Annotated in this window: 21 protein-coding genes; 18 read left to right on the forward strand and 3 right to left on the reverse strand. The window is 41.5% G+C overall.

What is annotated here, in order from left to right; genetic code table 11:
* Positions 1-397: 397 nt before the first annotated feature.
* From ACWQAU_RS08175 to ACWQAU_RS08195, 5 genes are all read left to right on the forward strand, one after another.
* A complete protein-coding gene (locus ACWQAU_RS08175) occupies positions 398-1,426 on the forward strand; it encodes an aldo/keto reductase (protein ID WP_027821791.1) in 1,029 nt (342 codons plus the stop codon).
* Between the two features lie 102 nt (positions 1,427-1,528).
* Positions 1,529-2,395 (forward strand): DUF3737 family protein, encoded by an 867-nt coding sequence (locus ACWQAU_RS08180; RefSeq protein ID WP_011101955.1) that lies wholly within the window; start codon positions 1,529-1,531, stop codon positions 2,393-2,395.
* Positions 2,385-3,557: a MalY/PatB family protein gene (locus ACWQAU_RS08185; protein WP_079111838.1), complete on the forward strand. Its 1,173-nt coding sequence runs from the start codon at positions 2,385-2,387 to the stop codon at positions 3,555-3,557. The genes ACWQAU_RS08180 and ACWQAU_RS08185 overlap by 11 nt, the downstream gene beginning before the upstream one ends.
* A 148-nt stretch (positions 3,558-3,705) precedes the next feature.
* Positions 3,706-4,299: an NADPH-dependent F420 reductase gene (locus tag ACWQAU_RS08190; RefSeq protein WP_027821793.1), complete on the forward strand. Its 594-nt coding sequence runs from the start codon at positions 3,706-3,708 to the stop codon at positions 4,297-4,299.
* 853 nt (positions 4,300-5,152) lie between these two features.
* Positions 5,153-5,686, forward strand: coding sequence for a hypothetical protein (locus ACWQAU_RS08195; protein ID WP_235851277.1), 534 nt, complete (start codon positions 5,153-5,155; stop codon positions 5,684-5,686).
* A 383-nt stretch (positions 5,687-6,069) separates the two neighbouring features.
* On the opposite strand, the gene ACWQAU_RS08200 is transcribed toward ACWQAU_RS08195, so the two are convergent.
* A complete protein-coding gene (locus ACWQAU_RS08200) occupies positions 6,070-6,753 on the reverse strand; it encodes a YjjG family noncanonical pyrimidine nucleotidase (protein ID WP_021356578.1) in 684 nt (227 codons plus the stop codon).
* Positions 6,754-6,849: 96 nt separating this feature from the next.
* On the opposite strand from ACWQAU_RS08200, the gene ACWQAU_RS08205 reads away from it, so the two are divergent.
* The 3 genes from ACWQAU_RS08205 (at position 6,850) to ACWQAU_RS08215 (ending at position 8,411) form a co-directional block, all read left to right on the forward strand.
* Positions 6,850-7,419: a sugar O-acetyltransferase gene (locus tag ACWQAU_RS08205; RefSeq protein WP_003642166.1), complete on the forward strand. Its 570-nt coding sequence runs from the start codon at positions 6,850-6,852 to the stop codon at positions 7,417-7,419.
* Between the two features lie 71 nt (positions 7,420-7,490).
* Positions 7,491-7,934, forward strand: coding sequence for a universal stress protein (locus tag ACWQAU_RS08210; protein WP_003642165.1), 444 nt, complete (start codon positions 7,491-7,493; stop codon positions 7,932-7,934).
* A gap of 255 nt (positions 7,935-8,189) precedes the next feature.
* A complete protein-coding gene (locus ACWQAU_RS08215; RefSeq protein ID WP_011101947.1) occupies positions 8,190-8,411 on the forward strand; it encodes an AbrB/MazE/SpoVT family DNA-binding domain-containing protein in 222 nt (73 codons plus the stop codon).
* A gap of 205 nt (positions 8,412-8,616) precedes the next feature.
* On the opposite strand, the gene ACWQAU_RS08220 is transcribed toward ACWQAU_RS08215, so the two are convergent.
* Complete coding sequence (locus ACWQAU_RS08220; RefSeq protein WP_027821795.1) at positions 8,617-9,513, reverse strand: helix-turn-helix domain-containing protein; 897 nt, start codon at positions 9,511-9,513, stop codon at positions 8,617-8,619.
* 120 nt (positions 9,514-9,633) lie between these two features.
* On the opposite strand from ACWQAU_RS08220, the gene ACWQAU_RS08225 reads away from it, so the two are divergent.
* The 10 genes from ACWQAU_RS08225 (at position 9,634) to ACWQAU_RS08270 (ending at position 17,579) form a co-directional block, all read left to right on the forward strand.
* Complete coding sequence (locus ACWQAU_RS08225; protein WP_228402981.1) at positions 9,634-10,563, forward strand: MFS transporter; 930 nt, start codon at positions 9,634-9,636, stop codon at positions 10,561-10,563.
* Positions 10,550-10,813: an MFS transporter gene (locus tag ACWQAU_RS08230; RefSeq protein ID WP_220639275.1), complete on the forward strand. Its 264-nt coding sequence runs from the start codon at positions 10,550-10,552 to the stop codon at positions 10,811-10,813. The genes ACWQAU_RS08225 and ACWQAU_RS08230 overlap by 14 nt, the downstream gene beginning before the upstream one ends.
* Positions 10,814-11,399: 586 nt before the next feature.
* Positions 11,400-12,038, forward strand: coding sequence for an NAD(P)H-binding protein (locus tag ACWQAU_RS08235; RefSeq protein ID WP_003642164.1), 639 nt, complete (start codon positions 11,400-11,402; stop codon positions 12,036-12,038).
* A gap of 80 nt (positions 12,039-12,118) precedes the next feature.
* Positions 12,119-13,453 carry an MFS transporter gene (locus ACWQAU_RS08240; protein WP_027821796.1) on the forward strand — a complete coding sequence of 445 codons (1,335 nt, stop codon included), beginning with the start codon at positions 12,119-12,121 and terminating at the stop codon, positions 13,451-13,453.
* 110 nt (positions 13,454-13,563) lie between these two features.
* The gene (locus ACWQAU_RS08245; protein WP_079111837.1) at positions 13,564-14,421 is read left to right on the forward strand and encodes an aldo/keto reductase; all 858 of its coding nucleotides are present in this window, start codon (positions 13,564-13,566) and stop codon (positions 14,419-14,421) included.
* A gap of 17 nt (positions 14,422-14,438) precedes the next feature.
* Complete coding sequence (locus ACWQAU_RS08250; protein ID WP_027821798.1) at positions 14,439-15,290, forward strand: aldo/keto reductase; 852 nt, start codon at positions 14,439-14,441, stop codon at positions 15,288-15,290.
* A gap of 18 nt (positions 15,291-15,308) precedes the next feature.
* Positions 15,309-16,052 carry an SDR family oxidoreductase gene (locus ACWQAU_RS08255; protein WP_027821799.1) on the forward strand — a complete coding sequence of 248 codons (744 nt, stop codon included), beginning with the start codon at positions 15,309-15,311 and terminating at the stop codon, positions 16,050-16,052.
* A gap of 403 nt (positions 16,053-16,455) precedes the next feature.
* Positions 16,456-16,800 carry a MerR family transcriptional regulator gene (locus ACWQAU_RS08260; RefSeq protein WP_228402984.1) on the forward strand — a complete coding sequence of 115 codons (345 nt, stop codon included), beginning with the start codon at positions 16,456-16,458 and terminating at the stop codon, positions 16,798-16,800.
* An 81-nt stretch (positions 16,801-16,881) separates the two neighbouring features.
* Complete coding sequence (locus ACWQAU_RS08265) at positions 16,882-17,352, forward strand: flavodoxin (RefSeq protein WP_027821801.1); 471 nt, start codon at positions 16,882-16,884, stop codon at positions 17,350-17,352.
* 35 nt (positions 17,353-17,387) lie between these two features.
* Positions 17,388-17,579, forward strand: coding sequence for a hypothetical protein (locus tag ACWQAU_RS08270; protein WP_027821802.1), 192 nt, complete (start codon positions 17,388-17,390; stop codon positions 17,577-17,579).
* A gap of 154 nt (positions 17,580-17,733) precedes the next feature.
* On the opposite strand, the gene ACWQAU_RS08275 is transcribed toward ACWQAU_RS08270, so the two are convergent.
* The gene (locus ACWQAU_RS08275) at positions 17,734-18,624 is read right to left on the reverse strand and encodes a LysR family transcriptional regulator (RefSeq protein WP_003642156.1); all 891 of its coding nucleotides are present in this window, start codon (positions 18,622-18,624) and stop codon (positions 17,734-17,736) included.
* Positions 18,625-18,727 lie beyond the last annotated feature (103 nt).

Here is an 18,727-nt window from a genome sequence, read left to right on the forward strand (position 1 = left end):
AGGTGTAACTTCCAGAATGGTCGGTTTTGTGTTGGAAAATTGAGTTGGCGGAGGTGGTCACGGTGAGTTGTGGTGGTGCCCACAAAACCGGTTTATCAGTGGTTCGACCTTAAAATCGGTCGGTGACACTCACTGCAGGATGTGGCCTGGTATGGTTGCAATCGTGCTGTTCATTTTTGGCCCAACACCTGGAGTACGGTGCCACGCTTGGATGTCGCCAGGCACATTGAAAATAAAGGTCGGTGACTAATAACGGTCATTAATTCCTAAAACAACTGGATGACGGATAACTATACGGAATGGTTATAATTGATTATTTGAACTAGGTATTTTACTCTGCCAACGGATCGCGTTTTAATAAAGATGGTAATGAGTTAACGAAGGGAGTTGTGATGCAATGCAATATCGACAATTAGGAACATCCGATTTAAAAGTCTCGTCGATCGCATTTGGGTGTATGGGCTTTGGTGCGGGGACTGGAACGGCACTTAATCAGCGCTCATGGGCGGTTGGTCAAACGCAGGCGAACCAGGTACTTGATCGCGCGATATCACTGGGGATTAACTTTTTTGATACGGCGCCGGTCTATCAAGCGGGTGCTAGTGAACGTGTCTTGGGACAAGGACTAAAGAAATTTCAGCGAGATCAATTGGTACTGGCAACCAAGTTTACGAATCGGACAACCCAAGAAATCGAAAATCATGTCAGTGGGCGTGAACACGTCTTGCGGTCCCTCGACCAGAGTCTACAGAATTTACAGACAGACTATGTTGATTTATATATTTATCATATCTGGGACTGGTTAACACCAATGGCTGATATCATGGCTGGGCTTAATGAAGCTGTTCAAGCCGGTAAGGTTCGTTACATTGGAATTTCTAACGCCTATTCCTGGCAGATTGCACAGATCAATGCGCTAGCGGTTCGTTATGGTTATCCACAATTTGTCTCGATCCAGAGTCATTATAATTTGGTCTATCGCGAGGATGAACGGGAACTGTTCAGTTATGCTCATGAGAACGATTTGGCAACGACGCCGTATAGTCCATTAGCTAGTGGCCGGTTGGCACATCCTTTTGGCACCCAGACTACTCGGCGACAACAGGATACGTTTGCTGATACCAAATACCAAGCTACCAGCGAGATGGATAAACCAATTATTGATTGCGTTGAGGAACTGGCCCACCAACATCATGTTTCAATGGCGGCCATTAATTTGGCCTGGCTACAACAACGAGTAACGGCGCCGATTATTGGGGCAACTAAGCCGCATCATTTAGATGCAGTGGCTGAGGCAGCGGGGTTGGCGTTAACTGCTTCGGAAATACAGTACTTGGAAACCCCTTACCGACCCCATGACTTGGAGGGCGTGATGGCACTTAACCGGTCACGAACTAATAATTGGAATCAGTATTCCGGACAGTAAGCGAACAAGTTAGTTGACTTAACGTGCAGTTGAAGTAATACACTGATCCTATCGTGCGACTAAAGGTCCACGTTTCAGTATAAAGGAGTTATTGAGATTAAATTGAAAACAATCACACAACAGTATTTAACGGGCGAGCGGGCACTCTTTAAAGCTCACGACCTTGAAATCGACAATACAACGTTTGCTGATGGTGAATCACCACTGAAGGAAAGTCGCAATGTCACGTTGAAACAGCCAATCTTTAAGTGGAAATATCCCTTGTGGTACAGTCAACATGTGACTGTGGATCAAGGTTTGTTTGAGACAATGTCTCGCTCTGGCATCTGGTACACCAAGGATATTACGATTACGAATAGTACGCTACAGGCACCTAAGCTATTTCGGCGGGCCAGCCAAGTTAAGTTAGCGCACGTTCACTTTTCAGATGCGGAAGAAACGTTATGGAACTGCCAAGATATTACGTTGAATGATGTTCAAGCAGCTGGTGATTATTTTGGAATGAATAGCCAGAATATTCGCATTGATGGCTTCAACCTCGTCGGTAATTACGCCTTTGACGGTGCTAAGAACGTTGAAATTCATCATGCAACGCTGATGACCAAGGATGCGCTATGGAATTGTGAAAATGTTACCGTTTATGATTCACAAATCATTGGTGAGTACCTGGGCTGGAATTCGAAGAATATTCGGTTCGTCAACTGTACGATTGAGAGCGATCAGGGCCTGTGTTACATGGATAATGTTAAGTTGGAAAACTGTACGTTACTCAATACGGACTTAGCTTTTGAATATTGTCGTAACATTGACGCTGACGTGGTTTCAACGATTGATAGCGTTAAAAATCCGCTTAGTGGTCGGATTCATGCGCAAGCCATTGGTGAAATCATCATGGATGATCCTGAAGTAGATCCTCATCAGACCCTGATTAGTGTTGACCATGAAAGCCGTGCGCCCCATGCCGTTTGATTTTGAGACCGTACTTAATCGGCGGCACACGAATGCCGTTAAGTGGGACGTCGCGGATAATGAATTGCCGATGTGGGTCGCTGACATGGACTTTGAAACGGCACCAGTTATCAAGCAAGTGTTGATAAAACGCGCCCAGTTTGGCGTCTTCGGTTACGAAGAAGTCCCCACGGCTTACTATGAAGCCGTGGCAGACTGGTGGGCAACGGAACACAACTTCCGTCCGCAAATTGAGTGGTTGATGTTCTGCACCGGCGTCGTTCCGGCGATTTCATCAATTGTTCGTAAAATGACAGCGACCGGCGATAACGTGTTAGTTCAGGCTCCGGTTTATAATATCTTCTATCATTCAATTGAAAACAATGGCCGGCATACCTTGAGTAGTGACTTAGTGGCACGTGACGCGTCGTACGCGATTGATTGGGACGATTTGACGACGAAACTAGCTGATCCGTTGACCACGATGATGATTTTGTGCAATCCGCAGAATCCGATCGGCATCGTCTGGTCGCGTGCGACGTTGCAACGCCTTGGCGAGCTGTGCTTGAAATACCATGTGCTAGTCGTTGCCGATGAGATTCATTGTGACTTGACCCTTAACGGTCACACGTACACCCCATTTTCATCATTGACTGCGCCAGTAGCACATAACAGTATCAGCTGTATCTCACCAAGCAAAACTTTCAACGTGGCAGCCTTACACGCGGCAACGTTGATTATTCCCGATGCACACGTCCGCGCATTAGTGAGCCGGGGTATCAACAATGATGAATTGGCTGAACCCAATTCATTTGCGATTCCAGCCAGCATTGCGGCCTATACTGAAGGCCATGACTGGGTAGCCGTATTGCGAACCAAACTAGCTGCCAATCAACGTCAAGTTCAGACTTACTTGACCGCTGAATTGCCGCAAGTCAAGTTGGTGGAAGCCCAGGCGACGTATCTATTATGGTTGGATGTGAGTCAAGTGACAACCGACAGTGCCGCTTTGGCCGCTTTTATTCGCCAACGGACCGGGTTGTTTTTATCAGCGGGCGATGTTTACCGTGGTGATGGCAACCGCTTCTTGCGACTGAATGTGGCCTGTCCAACGACTACCCTGACGGATGGATTGGCACGGTTAAAAGCTGGTATTACGGCTTATCAACAAGTGCAAGCTTAGTTGACGCGTATGAGGTGCAATTCCATAACTATTTCGCTATCATTAAGATAAGCTGGTTTGGTCTAGATGACCGCTGACAGTCCGTGATAACGGACCAGATAAGTCGGTTAATTCAAACCATTATTAAAAGATGAGGTGGAGGATAGTTATGGAAATTGGAATTATTGGTGCCGGTACGGTCGGCACAGTATTAGCCAAGACCTTTGCGCGCGGTGATCATCAAATCAAATTAAGTCGGCACAGTGGTGCGGCTAGTTTAGCAACACGGCGCGCCGAGTTTGCTGCCAATGTGGCTTTTGTAGAAGTTGCTGAAGCCTTACAACAACCGTTAGTCATTCTTGCAGTGCCGTTTGAACAGGCGCCGGCAGTATTAGCGCAGGTCGCCGATTATAAGCAACGGATCGTGGTGGACGTGACGAACCAGTTTACGGCCGACTTTAAGAAAATTAAGACGGCCCCGTTGACTGGAAGTGAAGTCATTGCTCGTGCAGCTAACAATGCCCGGGTCATTAAAGCCTTCAATACGATTCCGCCGGAGTTTATGGATGGGCACGTTGATGGGCCTGGAAAGCGGGTCTTGTTCTATGCGGGCGATGACGTTGCTGCCAAGAAAGAATTCGCTGCGCTCGTCCGGCCGTTGAATTTCCGCCCCGTTAACTTGGGCAAGCTTCGGCATGGCGGCAGTGTCATGCAAGTTGGCGGTGGACTAGGTAACACACACTTTGTTCAGATTGAAGAATAGTGGATTGTAAAAAGGGGTTCACTTTTGGACCAAAATAGTTAGTGCTGACCTTGTAAGAAAAGGTGTGGCTAGTGTCACTTTGATTGGGCCGTGCGGTGGGCATCAATTGACAGGTGTTCCTGCCAATCGATGCCGCGTGGTTAAATTTGAATCGTGTTATGGGTCATGAAGCCTGATTCTTACTGTGTCGTAACTGTAAGAATGGGGCTGCATGGCTTTTTTTAATTGAGGTTAATTATTGTTTATACGGTTTGATGAGGACAATGGTATTGATACGAGTCTAGTCAATCAAATCAGCCCACTTAGCTACGGAAATATCCGATAGGCACAATAAGAAGGACGTGAAAATTCTTATGTCTTTACGTTATTTTGGTTAAATAAAAGTGTGAACATTACCTGCTTTATATCGTATGAGATGCAGTGTGCCCATTCAATAGACTTTGCAGATTACGTTAATGAATTTCAACTATACGCACAATACATATTATTATATTTAGCCACGGGTGTTCTTAGTTCCCAGCTACCTATATACTAGATCAAGCAATGATACTTTCAACTATTATCGAAATTTATTGGAATAATGCAGGTTTTCCACTTACAGCGCCTGAATTTAATCTCCGCTGTCAAAGCAGGTGCATGGGCAATAACCCTTGTCTGACCTGATGAATCATAATAGTGTTATTCTTCAGGCGTATAATCATTTATTTTCTAATACCAAAAGCGTTGTGCTTCATTTCAATGAGAAATCTAGACACAACGTTTTTCATTAAATACTGCTATCTAAGCTAAGATACTTAGGTGACTTCAGAAAGGATTTTCTAAATTAATGTCTTCATATTCGAATGAGCTGCTCATGCTGATTTTCCAATCGACGCTATTCAAACAAGTTATCATACTTTTCGCTTATGGTTGCTTGTACTATTTGGTAACTCATTTTATAGATAAAAAAATTCAGCATAAAAAAAATTTCTTATTGAAATTAGGCCTAGTTAAACTCAAAAAAAGAAATAAGACAAGGTGGGAAAAAATACGATTGATAATGCAACTGTTCTTACTGGCATCGATACCGGTCTTAGTCTTTAGTGAACTCGTGCTAAATACTGATTACCAGTACATGCTTTTGGTTTCTTCTATTATGAAGTGTGTTGGTTTCATTTCTTTTGTAATTGCGTTTGTGGATAGTTTAGGCCCAATAAAGGAGATGCAGCAGTTGATTGCTGGCGCACAAAGCAGTGATACTTTAGACAGTGATAAAAAGGCGCTAGCGGTGACGAGCTTTAAAAAAATTAGATGGATGCTGATATTATATCAGGTATTAAAAGTACCCTTGCTTGTAATTTTTTTGAGCTTAAGTGTTGATTACCGGCGCGACGGCTTCTTTTCATAAAAATTTGAATATAACTCATTTTTAATCCCGTTCCTTTAGCTATTCTTCTCGCACGTTAATTGATAGCAATCGTCAAGTGGATTAAATCTGAAAATCTTATCACCTGAGAAGAAAGGGCACGTTTTGACAGATTACCCAGATGAACTGTTATTAGCATTGTTTCACGGCCGAATCTTGAATTAAGCAACGACGACTGTTTTATATAAATTGCTTTTCTTACTGATTCACCAATTGGTCTTTTTGTTGATTGGAAATCAAGGTAAGCAGGTTATTGAGTTAAAAGCCGTCAACACAACTACTCCGCATAGGACCTAATATGTTAAATAGTTCAGTTTTTAAGATACGTTAGGCCTGCGCGCAGAGTTTGCTGATTGTTTTTGCGTTTAAGCTGTTAATAACAGTTTTTGCAGTTGCTTAAAGTTATCCACAGTGTAAGTTGGGGCAATTGTTGTGTCGTTATGCGCATGCTGTGGATTGTACCAGATACTAGGTAACTGGACGGTGGCCGCTCCCGCGATGTCTGAACGCAGGCTATCACCAATCATGACGGTATTCGTGGCATTCATGTCTGGGTATTGGTCATGAATAGCGTTGAAAAAGTGTGGGTTCGGCTTGGCATAGCCGATACTTTCAGAGATGAAGATATGATCAAAATAGGGCGTCATATGGGCACCTGCCAAGCGACTGAGCTGGGTGTGTTTGATACCGTTAGTGCCGACGAGTAAGGTCAGCCCAGCGTTGGTCAGCGTGCGCAAAAGTTCGTGGGCGCCGGGAATTACCTGATAACTGTGCGCTAATAATTGGTCGTATTCTTGTTGAACCGCAGGACCGTCAACGGTGATGCCCAGTGTGCCTAGAAAGACTTGAAATCGTTGGTCTAACAAGCTATCACGATCGGCACCTTGTTCGATTTGTTGCCAAACAGTTTCGTTATAGGCCTGATACTCATTTTCTGCACGGCGAATATCAGTGACGCCATGATGCTGAAAGACGGCTGCGAGGTTAGCCGCTTCAGCGCGGTCAAAGTCAAGGATGGTATTATCGAGATCAAAAATTGCGTATTGCATGGAACCACTACTTTCAATAGGTTTATTTAAACCATCATACAGCAATTTTGAATGGTGTGGTATGCTTAAAGTATCATACTTAAAAGGAAGTTAAACATGGAAATCGATAATGACCCAGCGTATCAACAAATGATTAATGGTGAATTGTACTTAGAATCACCAATCCTACAGCAACGTCGGCGAGACGTGCGGACGAAGTTAATGCAATATAATCAGATTGCTGATAATGATGAACGGAATACTAAGATGAAAAGTCTCTTACGTTCAGCCGGTGACCGGTTCTTCGTTGAACCGACCTTTGAATTTAGTTATGGCGTCAATATTCGTATCGGCAATCATTTTTATGCTAACCATGGGGTCACGTTATGTGATGAAGGACTTATTACGATTGGTAATGATTGCAAATTTGGTCCTAAAGTTGGCTTGTACACGCCTGCTCATCCATTAGACCCAACTGTGCGGCGGACTGAAGCGGAACGGACTGCACCGATTACGATTGGTAATGATGTTTGGATTGGTGGTAGTGCCGTGATCTTACCCGGGGTGACGTTGGGCAACAACGTGATTGTTGGTGCCGGTGCTGTCGTAACACATTCATTTCCAGATAACGTCATCGTAGTCGGTAATCCGGCGCGTGTCTTGAAACAAAATGCACCGCAGTCATAATTGACAATTACGCCTAAATTGATGAAAATAAGGGTGTAGTCAGATTATCAGAGAATGGGGAGTGGAGCCATATGTCAGAGATGAGTCCTAAGGAATTTAAGCACATCTTAGTCGGGGTTGATGATTCGGATGACGCGCAGTTAGCGTTTCGGTACGCCATTAACCGGGCCAAGAGTGACGGTGCTAAGTTGACCATCGTCTCGATTTTGGAACAGGATAATATGAATGTGTATGAGGCGATGAGCAAGGACTTTGTTCATGGTCAACGCAAGGATTTGGAAGAACACGTCCAGCAGTATCAGAAGTTGGCCCGTGACTTCGGGGTGACGGATGTTAACGCGGTCGTTGATGAAGGTGACCCTGGTGAAACCATCGTGAAGACGGTGATTCCAGCGTTGAAGCCCGACTTACTAGTCATTGGCTCAGTTGCCAAGCATGGTGTTCGTAAGTACTTCGGTTCGCAAGCCGCATATATGGCAAAACATGCACCGATTTCAGTACTGGTGATTCGGTAGTGATAAGATGAATTTTGATTGATCAGGCCTTCCGGTTATGGAGGGCTTTTTTTGTTGTGTCTTGAGTATCATTTTCCGGCGATGGTGTTGATGATGAATAATAGTGGTTGTGTCTTGAATACCGTTGTTATCAAAGCAGTGTTCATTTGAGCAAATCAGATGTTTGCTAGCTTCTATGACTTCGTGGTAAAGTTACCGTGACATGTCGTTGGGATTAACTGAAAATTAAGTTGTGATGGAAAGGTGTGCTGATAGATGGAAGTGAGTATTCGTAAGATTGGCAATGCTCAGGGAATCATTTTTCCCAATGAACTGAACCTTGAAGTAGGGGCACGTTATAGAATTGAGCAAAGTGGTCCGGCACTGATTATGACACCAATCAATTCGGAACTTTTTGCTAATCCAGATGATTGGGTGGGTTTTCGTGACAGTATCTCCCAAGCAGACCGTGAATGGGACCAGCTAGCTGACTCCTAAACTGTTTAGTGACAGGCAATTATAGTGTTAGTTACTTAAAGCGCATCATTTTTTTGGTGGTACTAGTATTCTGATGTTGTTAAATAGGATTGTTCAGTAGGGCGCTGAGCAATCTTTTTTTATTGAAGCGACTCTTTTTGAGGGATTGTTTTAACAAAGAGTAAAGGAGGTTAAGTATAACTACTGAAAATTGGTGATTAAACATTTAAAGTATAGTCAGATTTGAAAAGTCAAAAATTGAAGCTAATTCATCCGTAGTCAGGAACTGAGCTAAGTAACGCTGTTCATTTTCGATAAAGCCGCTCTGATGATTGCAAAGATACGTAATCACATTCGCACGACGTAAGAGTTTTAATCCAACTAAGTGGTCGCCACTGAGGTAGGTAACTAATCCCTGTAAATTAAATAAACGCGCTGTATGGTAATAATCACGTTCATTATGCTGGAAGTAGTGTGTGAGTGATTTTAATATGATGTGTGCGTTTGCTAAATCATGTTGATCAATCAAATACAGAATCAGATTATTATGAATGTAAAAGAGCATGGAAAAAGAATCCGAGCGAAAATTATTGTAAAAGATGCCCTTTTTGAATAATTCCTTGAACAAATTAACAGCCATTTTCTTATCAAAAAACTGTAATGAATGACCATACAGGTATAACTCAAAAAAAGTCCAATTCGTAATAGTATTAAAATGAGCTTCAAGTGTGTTAATTTCCTGTTTTGAAACCAGTGGCTGGCCGAGAATAGTTAACATCATTTTTAACTGGATCACTTGTAACTGTGCAAAATCGCCCGATTGGCGTTGCCAGATTAGCAAGTGATTTTTTAAGGTAATGGTGTCTCCAGATTGAAAAGCACGCTGAAATGTCGGAAGTAAATCCGTCGTCATCTCATTTTTCTGATTGTACATATATTCAAATTCAGATAATTGAACATTGATGCGATCAAGTAGTTCTAATAAATGGTTAAACGAAATATCATAAAGTCCACGTTCGAAGCGTGATAGAAAAGCCAATGAAACGATGCCATTACTAGCATCTTTTAATGTAACGTGCTTCCCTAGTCTTAAATCACGATAAATTTCTCCAATTTCAGTCATGTTTTTGTCCTATACGCAAATTTTGCGCTACCTTTCGTTAATCAGTTTATCATAATGGCAATGCCTTGAGGAGGGTCTTCATGGCATGAAAGTGAGTAAGCTAAACAAGGAAGTGATGAAGTGGCACAATCAGTATTTCGTTTTTTATGGCTCAGCTTTTTAATCTCAAGTATTGGTGATTGGTTGTACAAATTGGCTTTGCCAGTTGTGATTTTGCAAAAGACGGGTTCAGCCTATCATGCCGCAACGGCTTTTGGTGTTTCGTTTGTTCCTTGGATTGTGTTCTCTTTGCTGGGTGGTGTGATTGCTGACGATTATGTAAAAAAATATGTGCTCATTGTAGGTCATTTTTTAGCTAGTGGATTGGCCTTGCTTCTGTTAGGCGTTTTGTGGCAGCGACAGTTAAGTTATCCATTATTGTATGGCGCAATTTTTTTATTATCTTCAGTTGATCCATTAACGCATCCTAGTTTTCAGAGTGTTATTCCTGAATTAGTGACTGCTAACCAACTGGTTGCGGCCAATGCGACGATTCAAACGATTGAAAATTGTATTTCGGTTGTCGGCCCCTTATTGGGAGGTGCTATTATTACTTTAATTGGTGGCTATACTGGCTTAATGGTCGATGTTGGTTCTTTCCTAATTGCTGCTATATTACTATGTTGGTTGCCGAATGAACATCATACAAATCCAAAACCTGCCGGCGTTTTTGCCGAATTACGAGTTGGGTTTACTTATACACTTAAAAAACAAGTTATCTTAAGTGGTTCACTAATGTTCTTTTTTACTAACTTTGCTTTAAATATGTTCGAAGCCAATTACATGTATTATATGATCAAACAGTTGGGGTATTCACTATTCAAAACATCCATTGCAATGACAATAGCTGGCATTGGCGCGTTACTTGGTGGTCTGTTTGCAACAAAATGGCTCGCAAATCGCAAAGCCGGTGTTGTTTTGACGAACAGTACCATGTGGGCTGGTGGGTTGACCTTTCTATTATTGCTTGTGCATCAATATATATATTGGTTTAGTCTTGGCTGGAATTAATGTTTTTGGAACGTTAAATGTTGTTACCTATTTTTCATTACGACAACGAACAGTACCTGAACAACTTTTAGGGCGGGTAGTTGCAGTAACTAGAATGGTTTCATACGCGGCTATTCCATTAGGATCATGGGTTGGTGGGCTTATTTTGGGTCAGGGGTATCAAATGGCAGTCGTGATAATGGCCGCGGGTGCTATTCGATTTTTGGCTGGCTTCTTTGCACGTTACACTGAGATGGGACGTGAGGCGTAGTGGATGTTGAGTAATTAATCGTTCACGGATAATGGTAATTTTGTCTAGGGCTGTTAGTTTTGTTTGTAAGTCATTTGAGTAAGTAGAGACTAGCTGTTCTCATATAGTTGTTTCAATTTTGGAACAAGATAATATAAATGTATATGAAACTATGAGCGAGGTCTTTGTTCATAGCTAACGCAAGGATCTGGTAACACGCACATCGGTTTCAGTACTGGTGATTCGGTAGTGATAAGATGAATTTTGATTGATCAGGCCTTCCGGTTATGGAGGGCTTTTTTTTGCGTCTTGAGGAATACCAAATACCAGTGGTAGGGGCTTTATAGTTAGACAAATATATTTAAGTTATGGCTGAAAGTTGCCTTTTTATTCAGCTTTAAGAGGTGTTGCAGTGTGACGGTCTAAGTATGCTATAGGTAATTGAGTGAAATACTATACGAAAAACGTATGGTAGCATGTTTATTCGGTATTTTTCAGTGAATAAGAATCGGTTTATGATAGTGTCATTCAATCAGTTGGACAAGTAGGTTACATAAGCTCATTAGACTGATTAGAGAAATATTTAATAATCACGGAGGATTTATTTATGAAAGTCTTGATTTTAGGCGCAGCAGGTCAAATTGGTCAAATGGTAACTGGTGATTTGTTGGCACAAACAGATGACAACTTAGTGCTATTCGGTCATAACGTCTCACAACGGTTGGCGGAACTTGATTCAGCACGAGTGACGTTTGTTGATGGTGATTTTTTGGAATTTGACAAGGTACGACAAGCTGCCGAAGGTGTTGATGCGGTATATTTAAGTTTTGTTGCTAAGCCAGCTATTATTACGGGAGTCATTGACGCATTAGATAAGGCCGGGGTAAAGCGGTTTATCGTAGCTAATGTTCCTGATTTGTATCAAGAAGTTAGTGGGCCATTCCAAACATGGTATCGGCAAAATACTGGGCTGACATGGCAAACTGATCTCAAAAAGTCGGCCGACTTAGTGGAAAATAGTGATTTGGATTACGTTATTTTACGTATTACTTGGCTGTACAACCAAGTAAATAATACTAAGATTCATGTTTCCGAGAAAGGTGAACCTTTAACGGAAGCCCAAGTCACACGTCAAGCGGTCGCTCAATTTGTTGTTGATCTTTTGACCGGCAAAGCTGATTATCATCAAGCCAACTTAGGATTGGGTGAACCTGATACTCAATTCACTAAGCCGAGCTTTATGTAAGAGACAAACCTGTGAATGCTCAGAAAGCATTTGCAGGTTTGTCTTTTACCAAATTAGTACTTTAAAGTTAGGAGTTTGTAATGAGTAAGAGCAAAGAAAAATTTGGCATTGTATTGCCAATTATTTTATTAAGTTATTTCATGATTTTATTAGATAATTCCATTATCTTTACTAGTACGGTAAAGATTGCGCAAGAGCTACATTTAAATTCTCAGACGTTAGCGTGGGTAAGCAGTGCTTATACGTTAACATTTGGCGGCTTTCAGTTATTTGGTGGCCGTATCGGTGATGTTTTTGGTCGTAAGCGAGTGTTCTTGATTGGTTTGGTTTTATTCTCATTTGGTTCATTAATGGTGGGGCTATCGACCAACGCCGCCATGATTATCTCAATGAGGGCATTTCAAGGCATTGGCTCAGCCATTTTAGCACCAACTACTTTGGCATTGCTATTGGATAGCTATCAAGGAACAATGCGCACGCGAGCAATTGCCGCATATGGTGCGACCGCTGGCTTAGGTGCTAGTTTTGGTTTAGTGTTGGGCGGCATTATCACCAGTGTGTTCTCATGGAGATACGGCTTCTTTTTGAATGTGCCGGTGGGGCTTCTGATGTTTATCTTAACAATATTCTTTGTACATGACAGTAAGACTGAAGGTTCACGACATCTAGACTTTGTTGGAACTTTGTTATCAGTTATCGGTTTATCCGCTTTGGTATACAGCATTGATGGTACCACTCATCAAATTTTGGCCTTGATAGTTGCGATTATTGCTTTGATCTTGTTTGTTTATGCTGAGAAGCTCATTAAGAATCCAATCATGCCATTGAAATTGTTCGCGGATAGAGAACGTAGTAGTGCTTACATTGCACGTTTCTTCTTCATTGGTGCTGCATTTGCCTACTTTTTTGTGACACCACAAGCGTTGCAACGAGTGTATGGTTTTACACCATTGATGGCTGGACTAGCCTTTTTACCAGCGACATTACCACAATTTTTCAGTGCGACTCAGGTTTCTAGGATTTCAATGAAGATTGGTAATGATCGGTTAATTCTGGTTTCCATCATATTAGGATTTATTGGTGTCCTGCTTTCAGCCGTGTTGGGCCTTAGTCATGGTTACTGGTTAGCAGTTGGTATTCCGATGATTTTCTTTGGTGTTGGACAAGGGCTTGGATTAAGTCCGCTGACCATCGCTGGGGTTGCCAATACGGATGCCGATATTGCGGGCGCCGCTTCAGGTGTCGTCAATACGGTTCATCAATTTGGACAATCGGTTGGGATGTCAGTTGTTGTCGCCATGACAAGTGGCTTCAATAATGCAGCGACAAGTTATCATTATCAATTGTTGATTATTGCCGTGATTTTTATTTTGAGTTTCCTTGCATCACTTGGAATTCAGACGAAAAAGCACTAAAAAACACTACCATGCGTTTAGCGTATGCTTGCATGCTTAGATAGTAATTTTCAATGAGTTGAAGCGACCTTATAATGAATTCATAAATTAAATAAAGAGGAGATAGCATAATGAAAACAGTTAAATTAAATAATGGTATTGAAATGCCCCAATTAGGATTTGGTGTATTTCAAGTAACAGATCTAGAACAATGTGAACAAGCAGTCGTTGATGCGATCAATTCTGGCTACCGGTTGATTGACACTGCGGCGGCCTATCAAAACGAAGCAGCGGTAGGACGGGCTATTAAACGGAGCGGTGTTGATCGTAAGGACCTCTTCATCACTTCCAAACTTTGGGTTTCAGATGCTAATTATGAACGTGCTCAGAAGGGAATTGACCAATCGCTAAGTAATTTGGGCTTAGATTATTTGGTTTTGTACCTACTACACCAGCCATATGGAGATGTTGTAGGTGCTTGGCGCGCGTTGGAAGAGGCTTACAAAGCTGGTAAAATCCGTGCCATCGGAGTCTCTAACTTCTATGGTGACCAATTAAAAAACTTGGAATTATCAAATGAAGTCAAACCAGCAATCAATCAAATTGAAGTTAATCCATGGTACCAACAAAAATCGGAAGTTATTTTTGCACAAAGTGATGATATTCAAGTAGAGGCTTGGGCACCATTTGCTGAAGGTAAGCACCAAATCTTCACTAATAAGGTCATTGCTGAAATTGCTAACAAATATGGTAAGTCTAATGGTCAAGTGATTCTTAGATGGCTACTTCAACGAGGAATTGTTGTTATTCCTAAATCAGTGCATAAGAATCGAATGGCGGAAAATATTAATGTTTTTGATTTTGAGTTAACAAATGACGAAATGAATGCGCTGAATAACTTGGACAAAGGCGAAAGTCAGTTTTTTGATCATCGTGATCCAAGAGTTATTGAACAAATTTTCGGAGCAAGTTTGGCACAATTAAAATAATAAAGGGGTAGATAAATATGTCAGAAGCAACTTTTAAACTAAATAATGGTGTGAAGATTCCAGAAATGGGTATTGGTACTTTTCAAATGTCAGTTGATGATGCTGAGCAAGCTGTGGTTGACGCTTTGAAAGCTGGTTATCGCTTGGTAGACACTGCTAATGCCTACATGAACGAAACTGGTGTAGGGCGTGGTATTAAACGTTCCGGCGTTAGGCGTTCAGATGTATTCTTGAGTACGAAACTTTGGCCATCTGTCTATACAGACAATAATGCGGTTGATGATACGTTGCAACGCTTAGGAACAGATTATGTTGATTTAATGTTTTTACACCAACCGGCTGGTGATTTTCTTGCTGGTTATCGTCAACTAGAAAAAGCTTATAAGGACGGTAAGATCAAGGCAATTGGTATTTCGAATTTTCAAGGAGAAAAATTACAACAGTTATTGAATAATGTTGAAATTAAACCACATGTGATTCAAGCTGAAGCACATCCATACTTCACTGAAGATGAAGTTAGAACAATTTTGAAGCCCTTTGGCACAAGATTGATGGCTTGGTTTCCATTAGGGCACGGCGACAAGAGCCTGATTCAGGAACCGATTTTTGCTGAATTAGGTCGGAAGTATCACAAATCGAGTGCACAAGTTATTTTACGCTGGCACACGCAGATGGGATTTATTGTGATTCCTGGATCAACTAATCCGGATCATATTCGTGATAATCATGACATCTTTGACTTTACACTGACTGATGAAGAAATGGCTCAAATTGCTGCTGTAAAGAAGAATATTCGGTATTACACACCGTCAGCTGAAAATGAAGAAAAATATGCCACGATGGCGTTAGACTTTAGTACTGAAAAGTAGACTAGGAGTGTTTTATTAATGAGTGAATCGAAAGTAATCGTTATTACCGGTGCGTCAAGTGGTATTGGGGAAGCGACAGCTAAATTAGTGGCTAAAGATGGTGCAAAGGTTATCTTGGGAGCTCGGCGCGAGAATAAGTTAAAGAAAATTGCTGATGAGATTGAGAAGTTAGGTGGCAAAGCTGCTTATCAAGTAACCGATGTTACTGATGATAATCAGGTTGAAGCACTCGCTAAATTAGCGATAGATAAATTTGGTCGGATTGACGTTTGGCTGAATAATGCTGGTATTATGCCTCAATCGATCCTTTCTGAAAAGAAAATCAATGATTGGAACAATATGATTGATATCAATATCAAGGGAACGCTTTACGGTATTGGTGCAGCGATTCCGTATATGGATAAACAAAAGTCAGGACACATTATCAACGTTTCTTCTGTTGCTGGACACACTGCTCATTCAGGTAGTGCCGTCTATTCAGCAACCAAATATGCAGTCCGCGCTATCAGTGAATCGCTCCGTCAAGAAATGGTAGAAGCCAAGAATAACGTTCGGGTAACGGTTATCTCACCGGGTGCTATCAACACTGACTTGCTTTCTTCTGTAACTGATCCTGAGGTTAAAGCTGGTATGGAGAAGTTTTATGAATCGTTCGGTATTTCAGTTGATCGAGTAGCGTTAACAATTAAAGAGGCTATTGATATGCCCGCTGATGCTGCTTGGAATGAAGTTATTATTCGACCAACCAACCAAATGGGCTAGTCCAAAAAGACTGGAAAATTTGAGCGTACTGCTTAGGTAGCTAATTCCTAGTTACCTGGTTTGTTAAGTAGTAAATAGCCCCTGAACCAATCGATTTTGGACTGGTTTCAGGGGCTGTTTATATTGATTGTCGGATTTGTGACAACTTACTTTTCGGTTGCCAACTGTTATTTTGCTGCAAGAAAATAAAACTTTAGGCCACTTTAACATTTTGGGGGTCATTCGAACACGATCCAGATTGAGTGTGGCTATGTGGAAATCGCAGGTGGTGTTAAGTTGAAAATTTAAGAGTTAATCATTTGGCAGTTAGTTCAAATGAGACTTTTCTCTTGCCATAGATTTCACACCAGGGTTTAACATGATGTTTGTTAAGAACCAAGAAAGGTATGATTAAGTTGAAAAGATGGGGAATTGGTATTGTCGCCGCAATCGTGATTATTGTGAGCGTGATTTGAATTGGATCTACTATGTCCGGTCATTACGCCAGGCCGGAATGTCGATTGAATCATTGATTGAGTATATGAAACTACTTCATCAACTGGATACTTCACCAGAAGTACGACGTGACTTACTGATCGATCAACGTGATGAATTAGTGCAACAGTTGAGAGAGACACGACAAACAATTGCATATTTGTCCTATAAAATCGATCATTTCCAAGAACATATTTTAAGCAGTGAGGCAGCACAACTATTTCCACAACAAAGCAACAAAATTATTGATGATAGTCACAACGCTGAGGACTGATCTATTGCAGTACCATAATGATTTAAGATAATCCAATATATCCTGAATGGTAGGAGATTTTTGGATGAGAGGAGTGATTGAATGAAAAATTCAAGTAACGCATTAGTGTTGTATTTTTCACTCACGGATAATACTAAACGGGCTGCTAATACGGTTGCTGAGATAACGGGCGCTGATATTGAGATGCTTCGTTTAGAAGAACCTTATTCAGACGATTATACTGAAGCTGCTAAACGTGCGGAGCAGGAAAAAGACCAGCAAATAATACCAGAATTAAGACCACTTAACCATCAATTGAATGATTATGAGACGATTTATTTAGGCTTTCCGACTTGGTGGTATCAGCCACCAATGGTGATTCATACTTTTTTTGCTGAATATCAATTTTCTGGACAAACGATTGTACCGTTCACTACCAGTGCTAGTAGTTCAATTACGGCAAGTGCCAAAGTATTAGCTTCATTGACCGAGCGAAAAAACGTTGATTTAAAAGCAGGGTTTACTGCTAATCAAACTAACGTGATTAAACAGTATTTTAAAGACCTGTTATAAGTTGAGTATTAATGGATAAGCTTTGATTTAAGGGGATGATGAAAATAAAAAAGGTCGGGCTAGGATTAATTGGTATTGGTAGTTTGATGTTAATTGGCATCCGGTTAGTACTCAAAGCTGAGCCGAAGAACGGGGCATGGGCAAATCAACAAACTGTTGTCGCCGTTACTCATGACAACATTAGGGATAGTGGCAATAGTGTTGCTGAATGTGTAACTTCTAATTGATGTTTATGAGGTTAGTGTGTGTCGTAGCAAACATTAGTGGATTGCTAGGTTGCGTCGCTGGTATGACATGCGTATCAGTAGGATTGAATAATTAATTTACAGAAACCTAGCGTGATGGTTGAATGTTTACCATCACGCTAGGTTTCTGTAATAGTTACTTACTTTGTAGTGCCTTGGGCCACTGTTGTTGGATTTCGCTAAGCATGGGAGCTAGGTGTTTCTTTTGGGCAATCAAGTAGTTAGCATATACGACCATTTTGGCGCTGTCATCACTGATTGGAACAGTTACCCGGTCCTTATCGTTTTTTACCTGCTCATTAAAGAACGGGTCGCTTTGCGATAGGTTAGTCGTGAAGAATGGAAAACGTGAGTATTTAGTGATTTCAGCAAAAGCGTCACGGTCATCTTGATACATAAACTTCGCCTCTGGAATATTATCTTGGATAATGGCACTCCATGGGCCAATGGCACGCATCACAATGAAACTCATACCTTGCAGTTCCTCAAAGGTTACGGTTGGTTGATTGGCTAAGTAAGTAAATTGATCCAAGTTAACTTGTAGTCGTTCTTCACCAATGTATTGAGATTCAATCTCATCCGTAAAAATCTCCTGATCAGAAAAAATCACGGTGTATTGGTTATTATTGAGTGCGTCAGTAATTTGCTGATTGGAAATGGCATTAGTGTCAATTTGGATATGCCTGCTAAGCGTGGGCTGTAGCTCACCAAGGAGGATTAATGGACCTGGAACAGTCGCTGCAATCGCAGTTAAGTGTTGACCTTGATCATAGTTCTGCACCTTCGTAATCATGGCCGTGTTGAGCTTCAGTAGTTTTGTAGCTTCTTCAGCTGCAAGAACGCCTGTGGGGGTAAGCTGAATGTGATTGGCCTGGCGCTCAAATAACTGAACACCAAACTCGTCTTCCAATTTTTGCATACCACGAGTGACGGAAGGCTGAGTCACATTCAACTGTGTTGCGGTTTTTGTTAGTGTCCCAGTTTGCGCGAAGACGCTAAGTTCTTCTAATAAATAGCTTTCAATCATATAATTCACTCCTAAGCATACATTAAACGTATGGTAGCATGTTTATCTAGTAATTTTCAAACAATCCATCTCGCCTTATGATAGTGTCATTCAATCAGAAAGG

It is taken from the genome of Lactiplantibacillus sp. 3062, assembly GCF_055413545.1.